Annotated in this window: 14 protein-coding genes and 2 tRNA genes; 8 read left to right on the top strand and 8 right to left on the bottom strand. The window is 69.2% G+C overall.

Features of this window, described 5'->3' with window-relative positions; genetic code table 11:
- Position 1: 1 nt before the first annotated feature.
- From ASF71_RS21815 to ASF71_RS21805, 3 genes are all read left to right on the top strand, one after another.
- A complete protein-coding gene (locus ASF71_RS21815) occupies positions 2 to 3,259 on the top strand; it encodes a hypothetical protein (protein ID WP_056304064.1) in 3,258 nt (1,085 codons plus the stop codon).
- A 32-nt stretch (positions 3,260 to 3,291) separates the two neighbouring features.
- Positions 3,292 to 7,380, top strand: a complete 4,089-nt coding sequence (locus tag ASF71_RS21810) for a DUF11 domain-containing protein (protein ID WP_056304062.1) — start codon at positions 3,292 to 3,294, stop codon at positions 7,378 to 7,380.
- A 139-nt stretch (positions 7,381 to 7,519) separates the two neighbouring features.
- Positions 7,520 to 8,422, top strand: a complete 903-nt coding sequence (locus ASF71_RS21805) for a DMT family transporter (protein ID WP_056304060.1) — start codon at positions 7,520 to 7,522, stop codon at positions 8,420 to 8,422.
- Between the two features lie 51 nt (positions 8,423 to 8,473).
- Here ASF71_RS21805 and queC read toward each other — a convergent pair whose 3' ends face one another.
- From queC to ASF71_RS21765, 8 genes are all read right to left on the bottom strand, one after another.
- On the bottom strand, positions 8,474 to 9,169 hold the full coding sequence (gene queC / locus ASF71_RS21800) for a 7-cyano-7-deazaguanine synthase QueC (protein WP_056304058.1): 696 nt from the start codon (positions 9,167 to 9,169) through the stop codon (positions 8,474 to 8,476).
- A gap of 1 nt (position 9,170) precedes the next feature.
- Entirely contained in the window at positions 9,171 to 9,863 is a 693-nt protein-coding gene (locus ASF71_RS21795) for a 7-carboxy-7-deazaguanine synthase QueE (protein WP_056304057.1), read from the bottom strand.
- Between the two features lie 6 nt (positions 9,864 to 9,869).
- Entirely contained in the window at positions 9,870 to 10,280 is a 411-nt protein-coding gene (locus tag ASF71_RS21790) for a 6-carboxytetrahydropterin synthase (RefSeq protein WP_056304055.1), read from the bottom strand.
- Positions 10,280 to 10,783 carry a preQ(1) synthase gene (queF, locus tag ASF71_RS21785; RefSeq protein WP_235514691.1) on the bottom strand — a complete coding sequence of 168 codons (504 nt, stop codon included), beginning with the start codon at positions 10,781 to 10,783 and terminating at the stop codon, positions 10,280 to 10,282. Before queF ends, ASF71_RS21790 begins: the two co-directional genes overlap by 1 nt.
- 439 nt (positions 10,784 to 11,222) lie before the next feature.
- Positions 11,223 to 11,298: transfer RNA gene (locus ASF71_RS21780), tRNA-Phe, on the bottom strand.
- An 18-nt stretch (positions 11,299 to 11,316) separates the two neighbouring features.
- A tRNA-Asp gene (locus ASF71_RS21775) sits at positions 11,317 to 11,392 on the bottom strand.
- A gap of 83 nt (positions 11,393 to 11,475) precedes the next feature.
- On the bottom strand, positions 11,476 to 12,249 hold the full coding sequence (locus ASF71_RS21770; RefSeq protein WP_056304053.1) for a metallophosphoesterase: 774 nt from the start codon (positions 12,247 to 12,249) through the stop codon (positions 11,476 to 11,478).
- Positions 12,250 to 12,252: 3 nt separating this feature from the next.
- Positions 12,253 to 12,861 carry a hypothetical protein gene (locus ASF71_RS21765; RefSeq protein WP_056304051.1) on the bottom strand — a complete coding sequence of 203 codons (609 nt, stop codon included), beginning with the start codon at positions 12,859 to 12,861 and terminating at the stop codon, positions 12,253 to 12,255.
- A 141-nt stretch (positions 12,862 to 13,002) separates the two neighbouring features.
- Here ASF71_RS21765 and ASF71_RS21760 point away from each other — a divergent pair, with 141 nt between their 5' ends.
- From ASF71_RS21760 to ASF71_RS21740, 5 genes are all read left to right on the top strand, one after another.
- Complete coding sequence (locus ASF71_RS21760) at positions 13,003 to 13,905, top strand: ABC transporter ATP-binding protein (RefSeq protein ID WP_056304048.1); 903 nt, start codon at positions 13,003 to 13,005, stop codon at positions 13,903 to 13,905.
- Between the two features lie 31 nt (positions 13,906 to 13,936).
- Positions 13,937 to 14,758 (top strand): ABC transporter permease, encoded by an 822-nt coding sequence (locus ASF71_RS21755; RefSeq protein ID WP_056304045.1) that lies wholly within the window; start codon positions 13,937 to 13,939, stop codon positions 14,756 to 14,758.
- Positions 14,759 to 14,911: 153 nt separating this feature from the next.
- Entirely contained in the window at positions 14,912 to 16,033 is a 1,122-nt protein-coding gene (locus ASF71_RS21750) for a sensor histidine kinase (RefSeq protein WP_056304044.1), read from the top strand.
- Positions 16,030 to 16,632: a response regulator transcription factor gene (locus tag ASF71_RS21745; protein WP_056304042.1), complete on the top strand. Its 603-nt coding sequence runs from the start codon at positions 16,030 to 16,032 to the stop codon at positions 16,630 to 16,632. The genes ASF71_RS21750 and ASF71_RS21745 overlap by 4 nt, the downstream gene beginning before the upstream one ends.
- Positions 16,633 to 16,771: 139 nt before the next feature.
- Entirely contained in the window at positions 16,772 to 17,086 is a 315-nt protein-coding gene (locus ASF71_RS21740) for a hypothetical protein (protein WP_056304040.1), read from the top strand.

Here is a 17,086-nt window from a genome sequence, read left to right as displayed (position 1 = left end):
AGTGAAGCTGAACGTCAAACACGCCGCCGTGACCCTGAGCGCCCTGCTGATGCTCGGGTCGGCGGCCAGTGCACAGGAAAATGTTCCCGCTCCCCTGGCCGGAACGCAGGCCCCAGCGACCGTGCGGCGCAGTACCGTCTCGCTGCCCTTCGACGTGCCGGCCCAGGCCCAGACCGTCACCGTCGCGCACCGCCTGCCCGCCGGGGCGACTCCCGTGCCGGGCAGCAGCCTGCTGGCCGGCAAGCCGGTGGCCGACCCGGTGCAGGGTGCCAGCGGCGTCCTGTACTGGACCCTGCCCGCTTCGGCGCTGACCACGGCCGGTGCAGGAGAGATGGCCGGGACGGCCGCCCTGCGCGGCGTGCTGAGCTACGAGCTGACCCAGGAGGGCACCCTGCCCGAACTGGACCAGCCGGCCCTGAGCGTCGTGCTGCCGGGCAACCGCACCGAAGTCCTGCAGGGCCGGATCGACGCGGGCGACCTCGCGTCGGCCATGTCGGTGGGCCGCGCTCCGGTTGCGGAGGACACGGAGAACGCCGGGGCCATCAAGCTGCCGCTCAAGGACAGCGTCATCCGCCTGCGCGACCGCATCTCGGTGACGGTTGAGGCGCCCCAGGGACCGGTCCCGACCCTCAGCGTCAACGGCGTGCCCGTCTCCACGGACCTCATCGGCACCAATACCCAGGATGGCATCACCGGCACGCAGCGCCTCACCTTCGTGGGCGTACCGATCCGTCCGGGCCCCAACACCCTGAGCTTCCAGGGCGAGACCTCGGGCGTCTACCTGATGGGCGCGACTGCCCGGACGGAGGTCACGCCCCTCTCGGCGGTGGCCGACGGCAGCACGCCCATCCGTGTGCGGATCCGGACCCTCGACGCCTTCGGGCGTCCTTCAGGCCAGCAGACCGTGACCCTGAACAGTAGCCTCGAACCGCGCATGGCCGACGCCAACCCGGTCGAGAGCGGCTTTCAGCTTCGCCTGACCGACGGCGAGGGCATTCTGGAACTCCAGCCTCAGAGCGCGCCTGTGCCGCTGCGCCTGGAAGTGATGGAAGGTTCAGCGATGCGCGCCTACCGCTTCGACGTCACGCCGGGACGCAACAGCGTCGGTGTGGGTCTGGCGAGCGCGACCCTGGGTCTGGACGGCAACCTGAGCGCCGGCGACCTGACCTGGCAGGCGCGCGCCTACTACGAGGGCCCCGTGGGGGCCGGCAAGCTGTATGTCGCCGCCGACAAGAACGGCCTGCCCACCGACGAGAACACTCTGGTGCGCAACCCGGTTCAGGGAGACGCCAGCACCGAGCAGGTGCCCCTCCAGGGCATCGACCCGGTGGCCCTGAGCTACGACCACCCGAGCTTCCGCGCCGAGTATCGCCGCACGGCCCTGCCCATCGACGTGCTGCCGCTGGGCGAGCAGCTCACCGCCCTGACCGCCTATAGCAAGACCAACGCGCAGGTGTCGGGTTTCGTGGCGGCCGTGCCGGAAGACCGGGTCTCGGACCTGCGGCTCGCGCCCGAGGGCACGCGGCTGCTGCACCTGCCGGACCAGAACATCAGCGAGGGCAGCGAGACGCTCGAAGTCCTGACGCTGGAGCGTCAGACCGGTAAGGAACTGTCGCGCGTGACGCTGGCCCGCAACGTGGACTACGTTCTCGACCCCCGCAGCGGCGTCGTCACCCTGACGCGCGCGCTCGACCGTCTTGACGGCCAGCTCAACGAACGTGCTGTGTCGGCCAGCTACCGCCTGAGCGACCCGCTGGGCCGGCGTACCCTGGCCTACGGAGCGCAGGTGAAGTACACGGCCGGCCGCGCCACGCTGGGCGCCGCCGCCGTCAGTCTCGACGGCCGGGTCACGGCAGGTGTGCGCGGTACGTATGCGGACGGCACCACCTCGGCCGATGCCCTGGTCGCCTACAGCGGCGGCGTGCAGGCCAGCGCCAGCGTGAGCACCACACCCTCCGAAGGTCAGGCCCTGAGCGCGCGCGTGCGCTACCAGCAGCCCGGGTACGCCGGTCTGGGCAAGTTCGGTGACGGCCTGGAAGTGTCGGGCAACTACACCGGCCGCCTGACCCCGCGTCTGAGCGCGGTCGTGGACGCCGAGTACCGCGACGTGCCGTTGCCCCGCGTGGCCGATGTCGAGAACAGTGAGCACAGGCGCGGCGGCAGCGTGACGGCCCGCGCGGACTACCGCCTCGCGCCCTTCAGCGTGGGCCTGGGGGCGCGCTACGCCTTCGGCGACGAGTACGGCCTGGGCGCCGTGGCGAGCGTAGGCTACCACCAGGACCCGGTGGACGTGGATATCGTCCACACGCAGCCCCTGAGCGGCAATCTGGATACAACCACCGAAATCACTGCCCGCTTCAAGGTGAGCCGCAACGTGAGCCTGGGCCTGAGTGACCGGGTGACCTGGGGTGAAGGCCAGGTCGCCGCCCTGACCCTGGACAGTACGGTGGGTAACACGACCTACGCCGCCGGCTACGAACTGCCCACCGCGAGCGGCGCCGGCAACCGCGCCCGTTTCGGGGTGACGACCACGTTGCCGCTGAACGACCGCCTGGCGCTGGGCCTGCGTGGTAGCGCGCTGTACGGCATGGCGACCGGCACGGCCGAAATGGGCGCCGGGGCCGACCTGAATTACAAGACCGACCGCGTCAGCGCGGCGCTGGGCACTGACGTGACCCGCAAGGACGGGCAGTTCGGGGTAGTCGTGCGCGCCGGGATCACTGGCAGCCTGAGCGACGAGCTCACCCTGAGCGCTGACGGCCTGGCCGAGTACGGTCAAGGCAGAGACGGCCAGCGCCTGAGCCTGGGGTACGCCTACCGGGGCAACAGCCTGAGCAGCCTGGGCTACGCGCGTTACCTTCAGGGCAGCCTGGCGGGCGGCACCCCCGAACTGAACACCGGCCTGAGCGCCGAGTACCGCCAGCCCGCCTGGGCGCTGCGTGGCGGCCTGGAGACGCGCACGCTGCTGGCCGATCAGGGCAGCTTCACGTGGCAGGGGTCGCTGGGAGGCACGGCCTATCTGGGCGAACGCTTCGGCGTGGGCGCCTGGGGCCGCGTGCTGAGCCAGCCAGCCAGCCAGACCACCCAGTACGGCGTGGGCCTGGAAGGCAGCTTCCGCGCCCTGCCGGGCACCTGGCTCACCGCCGGGTACAACTTCAAGGGCTTCGACGGCCTGACAAGCAGCGCGGCCTACACCCGGCCCGGCGCGTACCTGCGCCTGGACCTGACGCTGGACGAGACGCTGGGGCAGAAGAAGTGAGGACGGTCATGTTGAAAGAAAGGAAAAGCGGCATGTGGCGGCCCTGCGCCTGGCTGGTGACGGGACTGGTCACGTTGGGATCGGCGGGCCAGGCCATCACCTGTGCCTCGCCCGGCAAAGACGGCGTGGGCACCAATATCACGGGCATCGTCAACACCTACTATCCCGGAACGGTCAGCGCCTCTGCGGGGGGAATGACCCTCTCGCTGGGGGCCAGCACAGGTGCCAGTACCCAGATCACGGCGGGGGACCTGCTGCTGGTCATGCAGATGCAGGACGCGACCCTCAATACGGCCGACAGTACAGCTTACGGCAGCGGTGGAACCTCCGGCTCAGGCGCGACTGCTGTGAACGCTGGCAAGTACGAGTATGTCGTGGCGACCTCCGCCTCCAGCGGCAACGGGAGCGTGAGCATCCGGGGTGACGGCAGCGGCGGCGGTCTGATCAATAGCTACACCAACTCGGCCTACAGCGCGACCAGCGGTGCCAAACGCTTCCAGGTCATCCGGGTACCGCAGTACAGCAGCGCGACTCTTGGGGCCACGGCCATCACCGCGCCGGCCTGGAACGGCTCGACCGGCGGCGTGGTGGGCATCGACGTGGCGGGCACTCTGAACCTGAACGGTGGCAGCATCACCACGACCGGCCTGGGCTTTCGCGGCGGCGTGGGCCGGCAACTGACCGGGGACGTCAACGGATCGGCCATAGCCTTCCGGAGCCCTGCTCCAGCCAACGGCACCGTCGGCTTTCACGGACAGAAAGGTGAAGGTATCGCCGGTACCCCCCGGTATGTGCTGAGCGGCGGTGTGGCCTCCGATACGGGTGCGGAAGGCTACCCGAACGGCAGTTCCGCGCGCGGTGCTCCCGGCAACGCGGGTGGCGGCGGCACTGACTCCTCGCCGAGCAACAACTTCAACAATAGCGGTGGTGGTGGTGGTGCCGGCGGAGGTGCTGGCGGGACCGGGGGGAATGCCTGGGCGAACGCTGCGGCGGTTGGCGGCCGGGGCGGTACAGCCGCCCCCAACAGCGTGTCGCAACTGGTACTGGGCGGTGGCGGCGGCGCGGGCTCGACCAACGATGGAACGGGCGATCTGGCGAACGGTCTGGCCAGCAGTGGCGCGGCAGGGGGCGGCGCCGTTCTGGTGCGGGCCGGGACGGTAACGGGGACTGGTGGAATTTTTGCCAACGGCGCGAGTGCCAACAATACGGTGGTCAACGACGGTTCCGGTGGGGGCGGCGCGGGCGGCAGTATCATGGTGGTTTCTCCGAACGCACTGCCTGGCACCCTGAGTGTCACGGCCACGGGGGGCAATGGGGGAAGCAATACGGGGGGCGGTAATCCCCGCCAACACGGGCCTGGCGGCGGCGGCGGCGGCGGTTTCGTCGTGCTTTCGAGTCCTGCCTCCGTTTCGGTGGCTGGCGGCACTGGTGGCACGACGCGCGACATTAATAATCTCTCTGACACGTTCGGTGCGACGAACGGTGCAGCTGGAGCAGCGCAGACAGCCGCTGCAGTGACCAGCGTTCCCGGCGCCTCGGCCACGACGACCTGCTTTCCCAACCTGGTGGTCACCAAGACGACCTCCACGCCTTCGAGGTTCTCGGCCACCGATACGGCGGCTACCTATACCATCACGGTGAACAATACAGGTGGTACCGCCAGTGGCGTGGCCCTGTCCGACGTCTTGCCCACGCCCTTTACCTATGGCGCCACCACAGCTACTACCTACAGCGGGGGAGCGAGTGGCCCAGCCAGTTTAGGGGCCACAGGCACGACCACTGCCGGATTCGGCACGCCAGGTGGTACTCCGACCAACAGCGTCACCCTGCCGCAGGGGGGAAGCCTTAGCGTCACCTTCACGGTGAACCTGAACTCGGCAGTGCCCGGGATCTACCAGAACCCAGCGGCGGTCAGCTTTACAGACCCGACCCGGACGGTGACGCAGACGGTCACGCCGGGCGGCGCCTACACGGTGGGCGGCACGGTGGGGGGCAGCAACTACGCCTCCGGCAGCAGCACGAATGAAGACGTAGCAATTACCGGTCCGCCACTGGCCTGTACGAATAACTTCTATGCACTGGTCACCGATGGGACCAGCAGTTACAGGACGATTGCTCCCCTGACGCCGGCAGGTACGGTCCAGACTACGATTGCGACCGTACCGTTAGGTACGGCCAATAACAATGCTGCACTGGCTGTAAGTGCCGATGGCACCAAGCTTTTTGTGGCAACGGCAGATGGTGTCTTGCAAATCTACGATGTACCGACGGGCAAATGGTTGTCTAGTGTCGCGATTCCGGGTAACGTGCGAACTCTGCGAATGGCCGTGACCAAGCCGACTGCGGCTAATCCGAACGGCGTCGGATATTTCAGTATCGACACGCGTCTCTGGACGTTCCAGACGACAGCCCCCTATGCCATTTCGGGGCCGATAACCCTGAACTATGCCGACACTTCTGGCTTGATACCCGCGCCGACCATTTCAGGGAGTGGTGACTTCTTTGCCGACAGTGCTGGTAACCTGTTCCTAAGCGTAAACAACGGGAGCAGCGGTTCGTATCTGGATACCTTCCTCGTGCGCCCTAACGGCAGTGTGTTGTTCTTGGGCCGCCTGAACGATTCGAATATCGGAACGAGCGATACCTATGGTGGATATGCAGCTATAGGGCAGACCATATATGCGAGTTCCTCCGACGGCCGGATTATTGCGGTCGATCTAGCGACCCTCACGGTTACCCAGACAGCTGCCGCCAGCGCTGCACGGGGGAGCACCGACTTGGCAAGCTGTAGCTATCCCACCCTAAACCCGGTCATTGGTGTGACCAAGACGGCGGCGAAAGTCGCGGGCAGTGCGGGCAGCCTGATCCTTCCGGGCGATACCCTCGAATACACCATCATCGTCAGGAACAGTGGCAACATCAGCGCGGCCGAGGCGACGCTGCAAGACTCCATTCCTGCAGGGGCAACCTATGTCGCGGGCAGCACTAAGCTGAACATGGCTACGGTAGCCGACGTCAATGGGACCATGCCCTTTGCCACGCCCGGAGTCATCAAAAGTCCCAATGCGGCCAACGGTGTGCTTCAGGCCGACAGCACCCCCACAGTCACGACTGACCGTGAGGCGACCCTGACCTTCCGGGTGACAATCAATGCCGGGACGAGCAGTGTCAGCAACCAGGCCACGGCGACCTACTCGGACAACTCGACCGGCAGCGCCGCGACGACCAGCGTGCTCAGCGACGATCCCAATACCCTGGCGTCCAATGACCCGACCGTGACCGACACGGCCAAACCGATCCTCGCTGTGACCAAGACGGTCGACCGGACGGTGGCGCTGTACCCCAACTCGGTCAACGGAGCCGAGCCGGTGCCGCCCGTGCTGAACTACACCATCACGGTGACCAACAACGGGACTCTTGCGGCTGCGGGAGTGACACTGACAGACGTACTGCCGGCCAATGTCGGCACGCCTACCGTCACAGAGAACGGTAATCCGGTGGCGGCGACCCAGAACGGGCAGAACCTGACCTGGTCGGTCGGAACCCTGGCGACGGGTTCGGCAGCGACCCGTACGTTCAGGGTCACCGTCACGGCTCCCCCCGCGCCGACCCTGCGGGCGACCCAGCCCCAGAGTGCGCTGGTCAACAGCGTCGTGGCCTCCGCGACGAACGCCGCCACTACCCCCGCTGCGACGGCGACCACCGGCACGGCCTACACGGCCCTGTTCAAGCAGGTCCACAACATCGGCTCGTCGCCGGCCGCCGCGCCCATCCCGGCGACCTCGCCGGCCTGGAGCAGCACCGGCACCGGACTGCCGCGCAACGTGGTGGAATACTGCATTGATTTCACCAACTACGGCAGCCTGCCCCTGAACAACTACAAGATCAATGACGTGGTGCCGGCGAACACCACACTGGTTGCTGGGAGCCTGTTCGTCAAGCAGGGCAACATGCAGGTCACGCCCAGCACGGCTTACGTGGGAGCGACCACCGGTGTCACAGACGGCACGGTGACGGCGACCGACGGTACGGTGACGGCGACCAAGACGGTGACAGCGACCATCGGCACCCTGGCGATCAACACCACCGGCAGCTTCTGCTTCCGGGCCACAATCAACTGATCCGCACCTCTGCGGAGTCAGGAGGCAGGAACGCCGATAGACGTTCCTGCCTCTTTCGCTGTTCTCTCCTTACAATTCTCGTCGTGTCCGATCTGAAGTTTCTCCGCGCCGGTCGTCCGGCCTGGGCCGGAAGGCCGCGATGACCCCTCGTCTGCGCGGCCTGCTCCTCCTCATCCTCGTGACGGCGGTCTGGGGCAGCACCTTCGCGGTGGTCAAGCAGCTGGGCGAGGTGCTGCCGCCGGCGGTCCTCATCGCGTGGCGTTTCATCATCGGGGCACTGGCACTGCTGCCTGCTGCACTATTGCTGCGACCGGCCCGGCCCGCTGCGGCGCCGACCACGCCACTGTGGCGCGACGGTCTTCTGCTTGGGGCATGGCTCATCGCCGGCTACGGCACCCAGACGGTGGCCCTCCAGACGACGGGAGCCAACCGCGCGGCCTTCTTCACGGCGCTGAGCGTGGTGCTGGTTCCCACCTGGCTCGTGCTGGCGCAGCGGCGCCGAATGCCGGCTGCGCTGTGGGCCGCCCTGCCGCTGGCGGTCGCGGGGCTGGCCCTGCTGTCCTGGGAAGGCGGGCAACTGGTGGTGGGCGACCTGTGGGCGCTGGCCTGCGCCGTGACCTACGCGGGGTTCATCGTCACGCTGGAGAAGATGGCGCGCAGCCACGCGCCGCTGCCCTTCACGCTGGCGCAGGTGCTGTCGGTCGCGGGACTGGCCCTGGTCTGGGCGGTGATCGCCGAGCCGGGCCGGCTGCTGCCCCCTCCGGAGGCGTGGTGGCCGCTGCTGTACCTCGGCGTGGTGGCGACCGCGCTGACCACGCTGCTCCAGACGGTCGGCCAGCGCCACGTGAGCGCTGCCGAGGCGAGTCTGGTCTACACGCTGGAACCGGTGACGGCCACCGCCTTCAGCTTTGTGCTCATCGGGGAACAGGTGGGGCTGCGCGGGCTGCTGGGAGGACTTCTCGTCGTGGGGGCGACAATGCTCAGCACGCGCGGCGACTCCACACCCCACGCCGAACTGCCTACTCCGGCCTCCGAGCGCTGAGAGAGCCCCTGGACAGCGGCGCCGGGAGGTTCTCGGCGCCGCTGTCCAGTTTCAGCCCTGGTGGTAGGGCGAGGCTGGTCCAGTCAGCTCGGGGTGTCCGGCTTCGGCCAGCGCGCGGTCGCGGATGAGGCACGAGTCGCACACGCCGCACGGTTCCTCACCGCCCTGGTAGCAGCTCCAAGTGGCCTGAATGGGCACGCCGAGGTCCAGCGCCGCGCGTACGATGTCCACCTTCGTCATCGCCAGCAGGGGCGCGGTGAGCACGGCGCCGCGCCCCTCCAGTCCCGCCTTGCTGGCGAGGTCAGCAAGGGTCTGGTAGGCCGCGAGGTATTCCGGGCGGCAGTCGGGGTAGCCGCTGTAGTCCACCGCGTTGATCCCCAGGCAGACCCGCTCGGCGCCGATGGCCTCCGCGAGGCTCAGCGCCACCGCGATGAACACCGTGTTGCGCCCCGGAACGTAGGTCGGCGGAATCACGCCGTCCTGGGTCCCCCCGGTGGGCACCTCCAGGCGCTCGTCGGTCAGGGCGCTGCCGCCAAAGCTGCCGATATTGATGTCGATGACGCGGTGGTCGGCCCCGAACTGCCGCGCGATCAGGGCCGCACGTTCCAGCTCGACAGTGTGCCGCTGCCCGTACCGGAAGGAGAGGGCCGTGCAGGCGTAGCCCTCGCGCGCGGTCAGACCCAGCACGGTGCTGGAGTCCAGTCCGCCCGACAGGAGTACCACGGCGCGTTTTTGTGTGTCAGTCATGCTAGTACCCCAGCCCCGGATTCCCGCCGAGGGGAATGAGGCGCTTGTCGCTGTGTGCGTCGAGGTCGTCGGCGCGGTAGAGCTTGTGCATCTGGTATCCGGCCCGCAGGCGCGGGTCTTCCTTCACGGCCTGTGTGATGGCGTTCAGCACGCCGGCGTCGCGCTCGCGGGCCCTGCTCCACTCGGGGTGCAGCCAGACCACGGCGTCCTCCCGCAGCCCCGCGAGCGTCTCCAGCCCGGCGCCGATGTCGCCGGGCTCATGCACGATGAGCTTGACCTCGTCGGCGCGGGCGACCACCTCTGGCAGCGGCCACTGGCCGAAGGGCTTGGGCGAGAGCGTCACCCAGTCCAGGTCGCCACGCAGAGGCGCGATACCGCTCGTTTCGATGTGCACCCGGCGGCCCAGGGCGTGCAGGGCATCCACCAGGGGCGCGAGGTCGAACAGGATCGGCTCGCCGCCCGTGACGACCACGAAGGCGCCGTCCGGACTCTCGGCCCGCACGGCCCCGGCCAAGTCCTCGGCCGACATCAGGGTCACGCCTTCGGGGCGAAAATCCTTGTGCCAGGTGCCGGCGCTGTCGCACCACGCGCAGGCCTGCGGGCAGCCGTACAGCCGGATGAAGTACGCCGCGCGCCCCAGGTGCACGCCCTCGCCCTGCCAGGTATAGAAGCGTTCGTAGACGGGATAACGCATGGCCCGCTACTCCCAGTACTCGCAGCTGCTGTCGGGCGTTTCCCACAGCGTCACGCGCAACTTCAGGTCGGCGCCGTCGTCGCCCGCCGGCAGGTCGGCCCGCACGCGCGCCACCGTGTGGCGGTGGATGTACGCCGCGATCACCTCGGCCGTCGTATCGTCACCCAGTTCCGGCAGGTCGTTGAGGTAGGCGTGGTCCAGGCCGCCCGCCTTGATGTCCTTCTTGGCCCACTTCAGGGTCTTGAAGTCGGCCACCATGATCGCCCGGCCCACATGCGCACTCGGCCGCAGGCGCTCTGAGGTCAGCTCCAGCCGCACGCGGTAGGTGTGGCCGTGCAGCCGCCCGCAGGGGCCGTCGTAGCCCACGATGGTGTGCGCCGAGTCGAAGGTGAACTCGGTCGCCAGTCGCCAGGGCATCAGCGGGCCGCGCCGGGCAGGGCGTGGTCGGGGGCCACGTAGCGCACCGTACAGATGGTGTTCAGGCCGCCGCGCATCCCGTAGTCGCAGCGGATCTCCATGCTCAGCGGGTCGAGCAGCGCCACCAGATCGGCCAGGACGCGCTGGGTCGCGTGCTCGTGGTAGATGCCCACGAAGCGGTAGCTCGTGAGGTAGTACTTCAGGCTCTTGAGTTCCACGCAGCTCGTGCGCGGCAGGTACTTGATCTCCAGGCGGCCGAAGTCGGGCAGGCCGCTCCAGGGGCACACCGGGCTGAACTCGTCGGTCACGATCTCGACCTGCATCGGCTCGCCGGGGTAGCGCACGGGATCGTCGTCCCGCACGTTTGGAAAGGTGCCCAGCACGGCCACGTCGATGGCATCCAGGCCCTGCACGTCGTAGCGGCGGTCGAAACCGGGGTTGGCGGGGGCGCAGCCGTTCTGGTCCTGGCTCTGGGCGGGGCGATTCTGGTCCTGAATGGTCATGGTGGGGCTCCTCGGGGCAGTCGCTGCGTGGGCGACCGGGACGACAAGACAGGTCGTCCGGCATGAAGAATGTCCGCCGCGATGCGGCAGCGCCCACCAGTATCGGGCCTGGGAGGCGCGGCGCGGCGGGACAACGCGGCACAGGGGGGTACAAAAAAGCCCCCGCCGGATTGACGGGAGAGGTGTGCCTGGTTCGCGCCTACTTGCGGGCTTTCACGGCCGTCCGACTACCACGAAGTTCTGGGCCGGGAACGTGTACAGGTCAGGGGCTGGCGCAGGCGGTTGCCTGTGGAGTGCAGGACCAGCCGCCGCGCAGCCCGGTTCAGAGCCCACAGGGTGCCATGCCCTCCCCAGTCGAGATCGCGCGGCGGCATCTGCGGCCCGCCCCACTGAGCGGAAGAATCGAAAAATCCCCCGCCGGATGGGGCGGGGGTCTTCTTGGTGGCCAGGGCCGGATTTGAACCGGCGACCCAACGATTTTCAATCGTTTGCTCTACCAGCTGAGCTACCTAGCCTTGCCCCCGGAGGGGACTTGGCGGTCCGGACGGGATTTGAACCCGCGACCTTCTGCGTGACAGGCAGATATGCTAACCGCTACACTACCGGACCAGTCTGGTGTTTTCGCCACTCCGAAAAGCAGCGGGGTTAAGGATAGCCGCGCACCCCACAGTTGTCAACAACGCGCGCAGCCCTCAGAAGGGGACGGCGCAGACGCTGCGTAGCTGTGCGGTTTCGGTGCTGTCGTACATGACTTCCAGGTATTCCCGCTCCTGGAGGGCGTCGATCATGGCGAAGCTGAGCTCGCCCTGAGGGTCGTGGTGAAAGAGGATGCCGCCGCCGGGCTGGGTATGCCCGTACACGCCGAAGCGCAGTCCGGCCATCTGCACATACTCCGGCGTCTCGCGAAACCAGCGTTTGGAGCTGTGGTCGGCGTAAAACAGGTCGTCGTAGTGCAGGTGGGCCGGCAGCGGCGAGACGTGGGCGAACTGCACGTCCCCTATGCGCAGCTCGCGCACGAAGCCGCTCATCCATTCGTGCAGGTGGGGCGGGAGCATCACGCCGCCGCGTCCCGGGTCGAACTCGACGTGGCGCAGGCCCCCGCTCGTGCCCAGCACGAATTTGGGGTTCAGAACGGCGTCGTCGTGGTTGCCGAGGATGATATGCACGCTGTGCGGCGCCGCTTCCTGATAGGCACGCAGGCGTCCGAGTTCGCGGACCTGCTCACGCGCCGCTTTCAGGAGGTGTTCCTCGTCGCGCGGGTCGAAGGCCTCGGCGCCGATGAGGCGCGCGTAGCCCTCGGCGCTCTTGGGATGCACGAGGTCGCCGATCAGGATGACCTGATACAGCCCCGAGACGACGGGGGCGGTGGGCCGGCCCTGCGCGTCCACGCAACTCGCGGCGCGCAGGGCGTCCCACAGCAGTCCAAAATCGGCGTGCACGTCTCCGATGGCGATCAGCTTGTGCATGTCCTAGCCCCGCAGGATGGCCTGAAGTTCTTTGTAGATGGCGCGGCTCTCCTCGAGGGTCTCGCCGTACCCGCGCAGCAGGACGCGGGTGGCCTCGCCGCTCTTGCCCGCCGCCTTGAGCTGGTCGATGAGGTCTTCAATGTGCCGCCGCGCCTTGTCCATCTGCGGGTCGCGCGGCGGCTCGGGGGGCAGCGCGGCGGGCCGGGGCGCGGGAGCGGCGCCGTCTTCGCCTAGGTCAGCGTCGAGGTCGGCGGTGTTCGGGCCGTCTTCGGGGTCGTACTCGACCCAGTGGCCCTCGCCGCCCGTACCTACCCCGTAGAGCCGCGCGGCGTCGGCCAGGGCCGCGAGCCGGGCGTCGTGCAGGGTCGGGCCGCTGCCCAGACCCCCGCGCGATACGCCGCCCGCATCCAGCCGGACGTGCACCACGTAGGGCGAAGTGGCGTCGCAGCTCCAACCGATACTCCAGCCGGGGTCGGCCTGTTCGAGGTGGGCGACCAGGGAATCGAGGTCGGGAGAAGGAATCACGCGGGCCTGGTCGCCCCGCACTTCCAGGGTGGCCCAGGCGGTCATGCTGGCGCGCAGGGCCTCACGCACGCGGTCAAGGTCGGCCATGCGGCGAGTCTAGCGGGAAGTGGCGGGCGGGGCGTGCAGGGCAAAGGAGAGACGAACGCCTCCCCCCCTGTGACACTTGTCACCCCCGCCACCTGACAGCGCGCACTGGGCCGCGCGCCGGCCGGCGCGCACCATGAAGGCATGAACGCGATAGAGCTGCGGGGCGTGGACAAGACCTTCGGGGCGGTGCAGGCGCTGCGCGACCTGACGCTGGAGGTGCGGGCAGGTGAACTGACGGCGCTGCTGGGGCCCAACGGCGCCGGCAAGACCACCGCCATCTCGCTGCTGCTGGGGCTGGCACGCCCCACCCGCGGCGAGGTGCGGGTGCTGGGCGGGGACCCGCAGCGCCCCGGAGTGCGCTCGCGCGTGGGGGCCATGCCGCAGGAAAGCGCGATTCCGCTCGGCCTGACGGTGCGCGAGGCTGTGCAGCTCTTCGCCAGTTTCTATCCGCAGCCGCTGGCGGTGTCGGAGGCGCTGGCTCTGGCCGATCTGGGTAGCCTCGCCGGGCGCCGCGCCGGAGCGCTCTCGGGCGGGCAGAAACGGCGGCTGGCCTTTGCCCTGGCGGTGGTCGGCAACCCGGCGGTACTGCTCATCGACGAGCCGACGACCGGGATGGACGCGGGCAGCCGCATCGCCTTCTGGGAGGCGGTGTCGCGGCTGCGCGGCGCGGGCCGCACAGTGCTGCTCACCACCCACTACCTCGAGGAAGCCGAGCGCGCCGCCGACCGCGTGGTCGTCATGAACGGCGGGCAGATTCTGGCCGACGGCACGCCCGACGCCCTGCGTGCCGGGGTGGGGCGCGCGCGGGTCCGGTTCGTCTCCGACCTCGTGCTGGCCGAGCTGCGCGCCCTGCCGGGCGTGGAAGAGGCGCGGGTGGACGCCGCCGGACACGCCGAGCTGCGCACCCGCACCCCCGAACTCACGCTGCGCGCCCTGTTCCTGGGCGGCACCGAACTGCGCGGTCTCGAAGTTACGCGGGCCACCCTCGAAGACGCCTTCCTCCACCTGACCCGTCCTGCTTCCACTTCCGCCGCCCAGGCCTGAAGCCCCCCTGCGTCTCCCGAGGAGTCCTGCTATGACCCAGCTCACCGATCTTCCCCCGACCACCGACCTGCCGCAGCCCACCGCCGGCCGCACCGCGCCCCTGCTTCCCGCCCTGACCCAGCTCACGCTGGCCGAACTGCGCCGGATGCTGCGCAACCCCATGTTCGCGGCCGGGACCGTCGGGTTCCCCATCCTGTTCTTCGCGCTGTTCGGGCTGCCCGCCGTGCGCGAGGTCACGGAGGGCGGCGTGAGCGTCGGGCAGATCATCCTGGTGCGGTTCGGGATCTACTCGCTCCTTAGCCTCGCCATGTTCAGCTTCGGGTCGGGCATCGCGGCCGAGCGGGTCGGCGGCTGGCTGCGGCTGCTGCGGGCCTCGCCCATGCCCTCGGCGCTGTTCTTCGCGGCCAAGGTGCTCGCGGCTCTGCTGTTCAGCACGCTGGCCCTGGCGGCCCTGTACGCCTTCGCGCACTTCGCGGGCGGCGTGACGATGGGCGCGGGGCTGGCGCTGCTGACCCTGGGCAAACTACTGCTGGGCATGGTGCCGCTGATCGCCCTGGGGCTGGCGGTGGGCTTTGTCGCCAACCCGCAGGCGGCCCAGATCACGGCGCAGCTCGTGAGTGTCATCATGGCTTTCGCCTCGGGGCTCTTCATTCCCTTCGAGGGCCTGCCCAGCTTCGTGCGCGGCCTCGCGCCGTGGCTTCCCGCCTATCACCTGGGCCAGATCGGCGTGGGAACGGTGGCGGGCCAGGGTGCTCAGGAGCCGGGGCACTGGCTGGCGCTGCTGGCCTTCACAGCCGTGTTCGGGCTGGTGGCCCTGCGGGGAATGCAGCGTGACGAGAGCCGGGAAGGCTAAGCCCCGCGTCCGGAGTCCGGTGGCGGGCCAGGAACAGGCAGAAGGTCAGGCAGATGAACGTCGTTCCGGCGGGCGGGTGCATGATGGGGAAGGGGCCGCGGGCCACCGCTTCCTATTTCCTTTGTCGTTCTCGCCGCCCTCTGGAGGTGTCCGATGTCCCTCAGGCCCCGCTATTTCTGGGATCTGTTTCCCTTCGTCTGGCTGATGTTCCTGGCCTATCCGGTGATGGGCTTCTTGCAGGAGGCCCATACGCTGGCCGAGACGGCGCTGTTCTGGGGGATGCTGGCGGGGTTCCTCGTGATCTATGTGCTGACCTTCTGGCGCGGCCGGGCGGGCCACGAACGGTGGGCCCTGATCGGCTGGTGTGCGGCGCTGGTGACCTACGGCGTGACCTTCGTGCTTGCAGGCAGCGGGGCCTCGGCCTTTCTGGTGTACGCCGGAGCGCTCATCGGCTACCAGTCGCGCGGCCACGTGGCGCTGTGGGGCGGCCTGTTCGCGGCGCTCGTCATGGCCCTGCCGCTGTGGAGCGGAAGCTACACCCTGGACGACCTGCCGTGGCTGCTGACCAACGTGGTGTTCACCCTGGTCACGGCCTATGCCAACCACGCCGGGTTCCTGCGGCACGTCGCCCAGGCGCGGCTGGCCCAGTTGCAGCGCGAGCAGGAGAAGCTGGCTGCCGAGGCCGAGCGGGAGCGCATCGCCCGCGACCTGCACGACCTGCTGGGCCATACCCTGAGCGTCATCGTCCTCAAGAGCGAACTGGCGAGCCGCCTCGCCGAGCGTGCCCCGGCCCAGGCCGCCGCCGAGATCCGTGAGGTCGAGCGCATCAGCCGTGAGGCCCTGCACGAGGTGCGTGCGGCGGTGCGCGGCTACCAGGGCAGCGGGCTGACCGCCGAACTCGCCCGCGCCAAGGTGGCCCTGGACACGGCGGGCGTAGTCCTGAAGATCGGCGGGCCCCTGCCCGAGCTGCCCCGTGAGGTCGAGGCCACCGCCGCCATGCTGCTGCGCGAGGCCGTGACCAACGTCGTGCGTCACGCCCGCGCCAGCGAGGTCCGGGTGGCCGTGGAGGCCGGGCCGCGCGGTTACACCCTGGACATCCGCGACGACGGCGTGGGAGGTCAGGCCCCCGAGGGCAGCGGCCTGACTGGCATGCGCGAACGGGTCCGGGCCATCGGCGGCACGCTGGACCGTGACGGCCGGGGCGGCACGCGGCTGCGCGCCCAGTTTCCGGCCGTCACCGAGCGCCTGAGCGGCCCGGCGGCGGTGCGGGCGTGATCCGGGTGCTGCTGGCTGAGGACCAGGCGCTCGTGCGCGGCGCGCTGACGGCCCTGCTGTCGCTGGAGCCCGGCCTGGAGGTCGTGGGCGCGGCAGCCGAAGGCGACGAGGCGCTGGTGCTGGCGCGCACGCTGCGGCCCGACGTACTGGTCACAGACATCGAGATGCCCCGCCGCAGTGGCCTGGACCTGGCCGAGCGCCTGCGCGCCGAGTTGCCGGAGGTGCGCGTCATCATCGTGACAACCTTCGCGCGCGGGGGCTACCTACGCCGCGCGCTGGAGGTCGGGGCGCGCGGCTACCTGCTCAAGGACGCGCCCGCCGCCGAACTCGCGCAGGCCATCCGGCAGGTGCACGCGGGCGGGCGGGCCATCGACCCCGCGCTGGCGGGCGAGGCGTGGGCCGACCCCAGTCCCCTCACCGAACGCGAGCGGCAGGTGCTGGGCGCCGCCGAGGGCGGAGCGAGCACCTCGGCCATCGCCGCCGGCCTGGGTCTTTCGGAGGGTACGGTGCGCAACTACCTCTCCGAGGCCATCGGCAAGATGGCGGCCGAAAACCGCGTGGAGGCGGCCCGCCGGGCGCGCGAGAAGGGCTGGCTCTGAGCCGCGGACTTCCGTCTCTGCGCGTGAAGACTAGCCAGGGCGTCTCCGGTCAGGCGTGGAGCCCCTGAGCAGCAGCGCGGGCTAGAATCGGCTGCATGTTCCGGGACCCTCCTGCCTGCGCGACCCTCTGGAGGGCCACGTGAGGCCCGCCTACCTCAGTGCCGCGCGCGACCTGCAACTCGGCCGCGAGTGGGCGGTCGAGGGCGACCAGCGCCGCGCGAAGGTAGCCTACGGCGACGCCCTGCGGCGGCTGCGTGGTCTGCCCCCCGAGCGCACCCGCGACATCTTGCTCGCGCACGTGCATCTGGCCTTCTACCAGACCCTTGCCCTCGTGGGTGACCAGACCGGGCAGGAACACCTGCACATCGGCGTCAGTTACGCTCGCAGCACCCGCGACCCCCTGGCCCGCGCGATAGCCGAGGAGTGCCTGAGCGGTCTGGACGTCGTGATGTAG

Source organism: Deinococcus sp. Leaf326, from assembly GCF_001424185.1.
Classification (GTDB): domain Bacteria; phylum Deinococcota; class Deinococci; order Deinococcales; family Deinococcaceae; genus Deinococcus.
The sequence above is the reverse complement of the archived record's forward strand: the minus strand, read 5'-3'. Positions and strand labels throughout refer to the sequence as shown.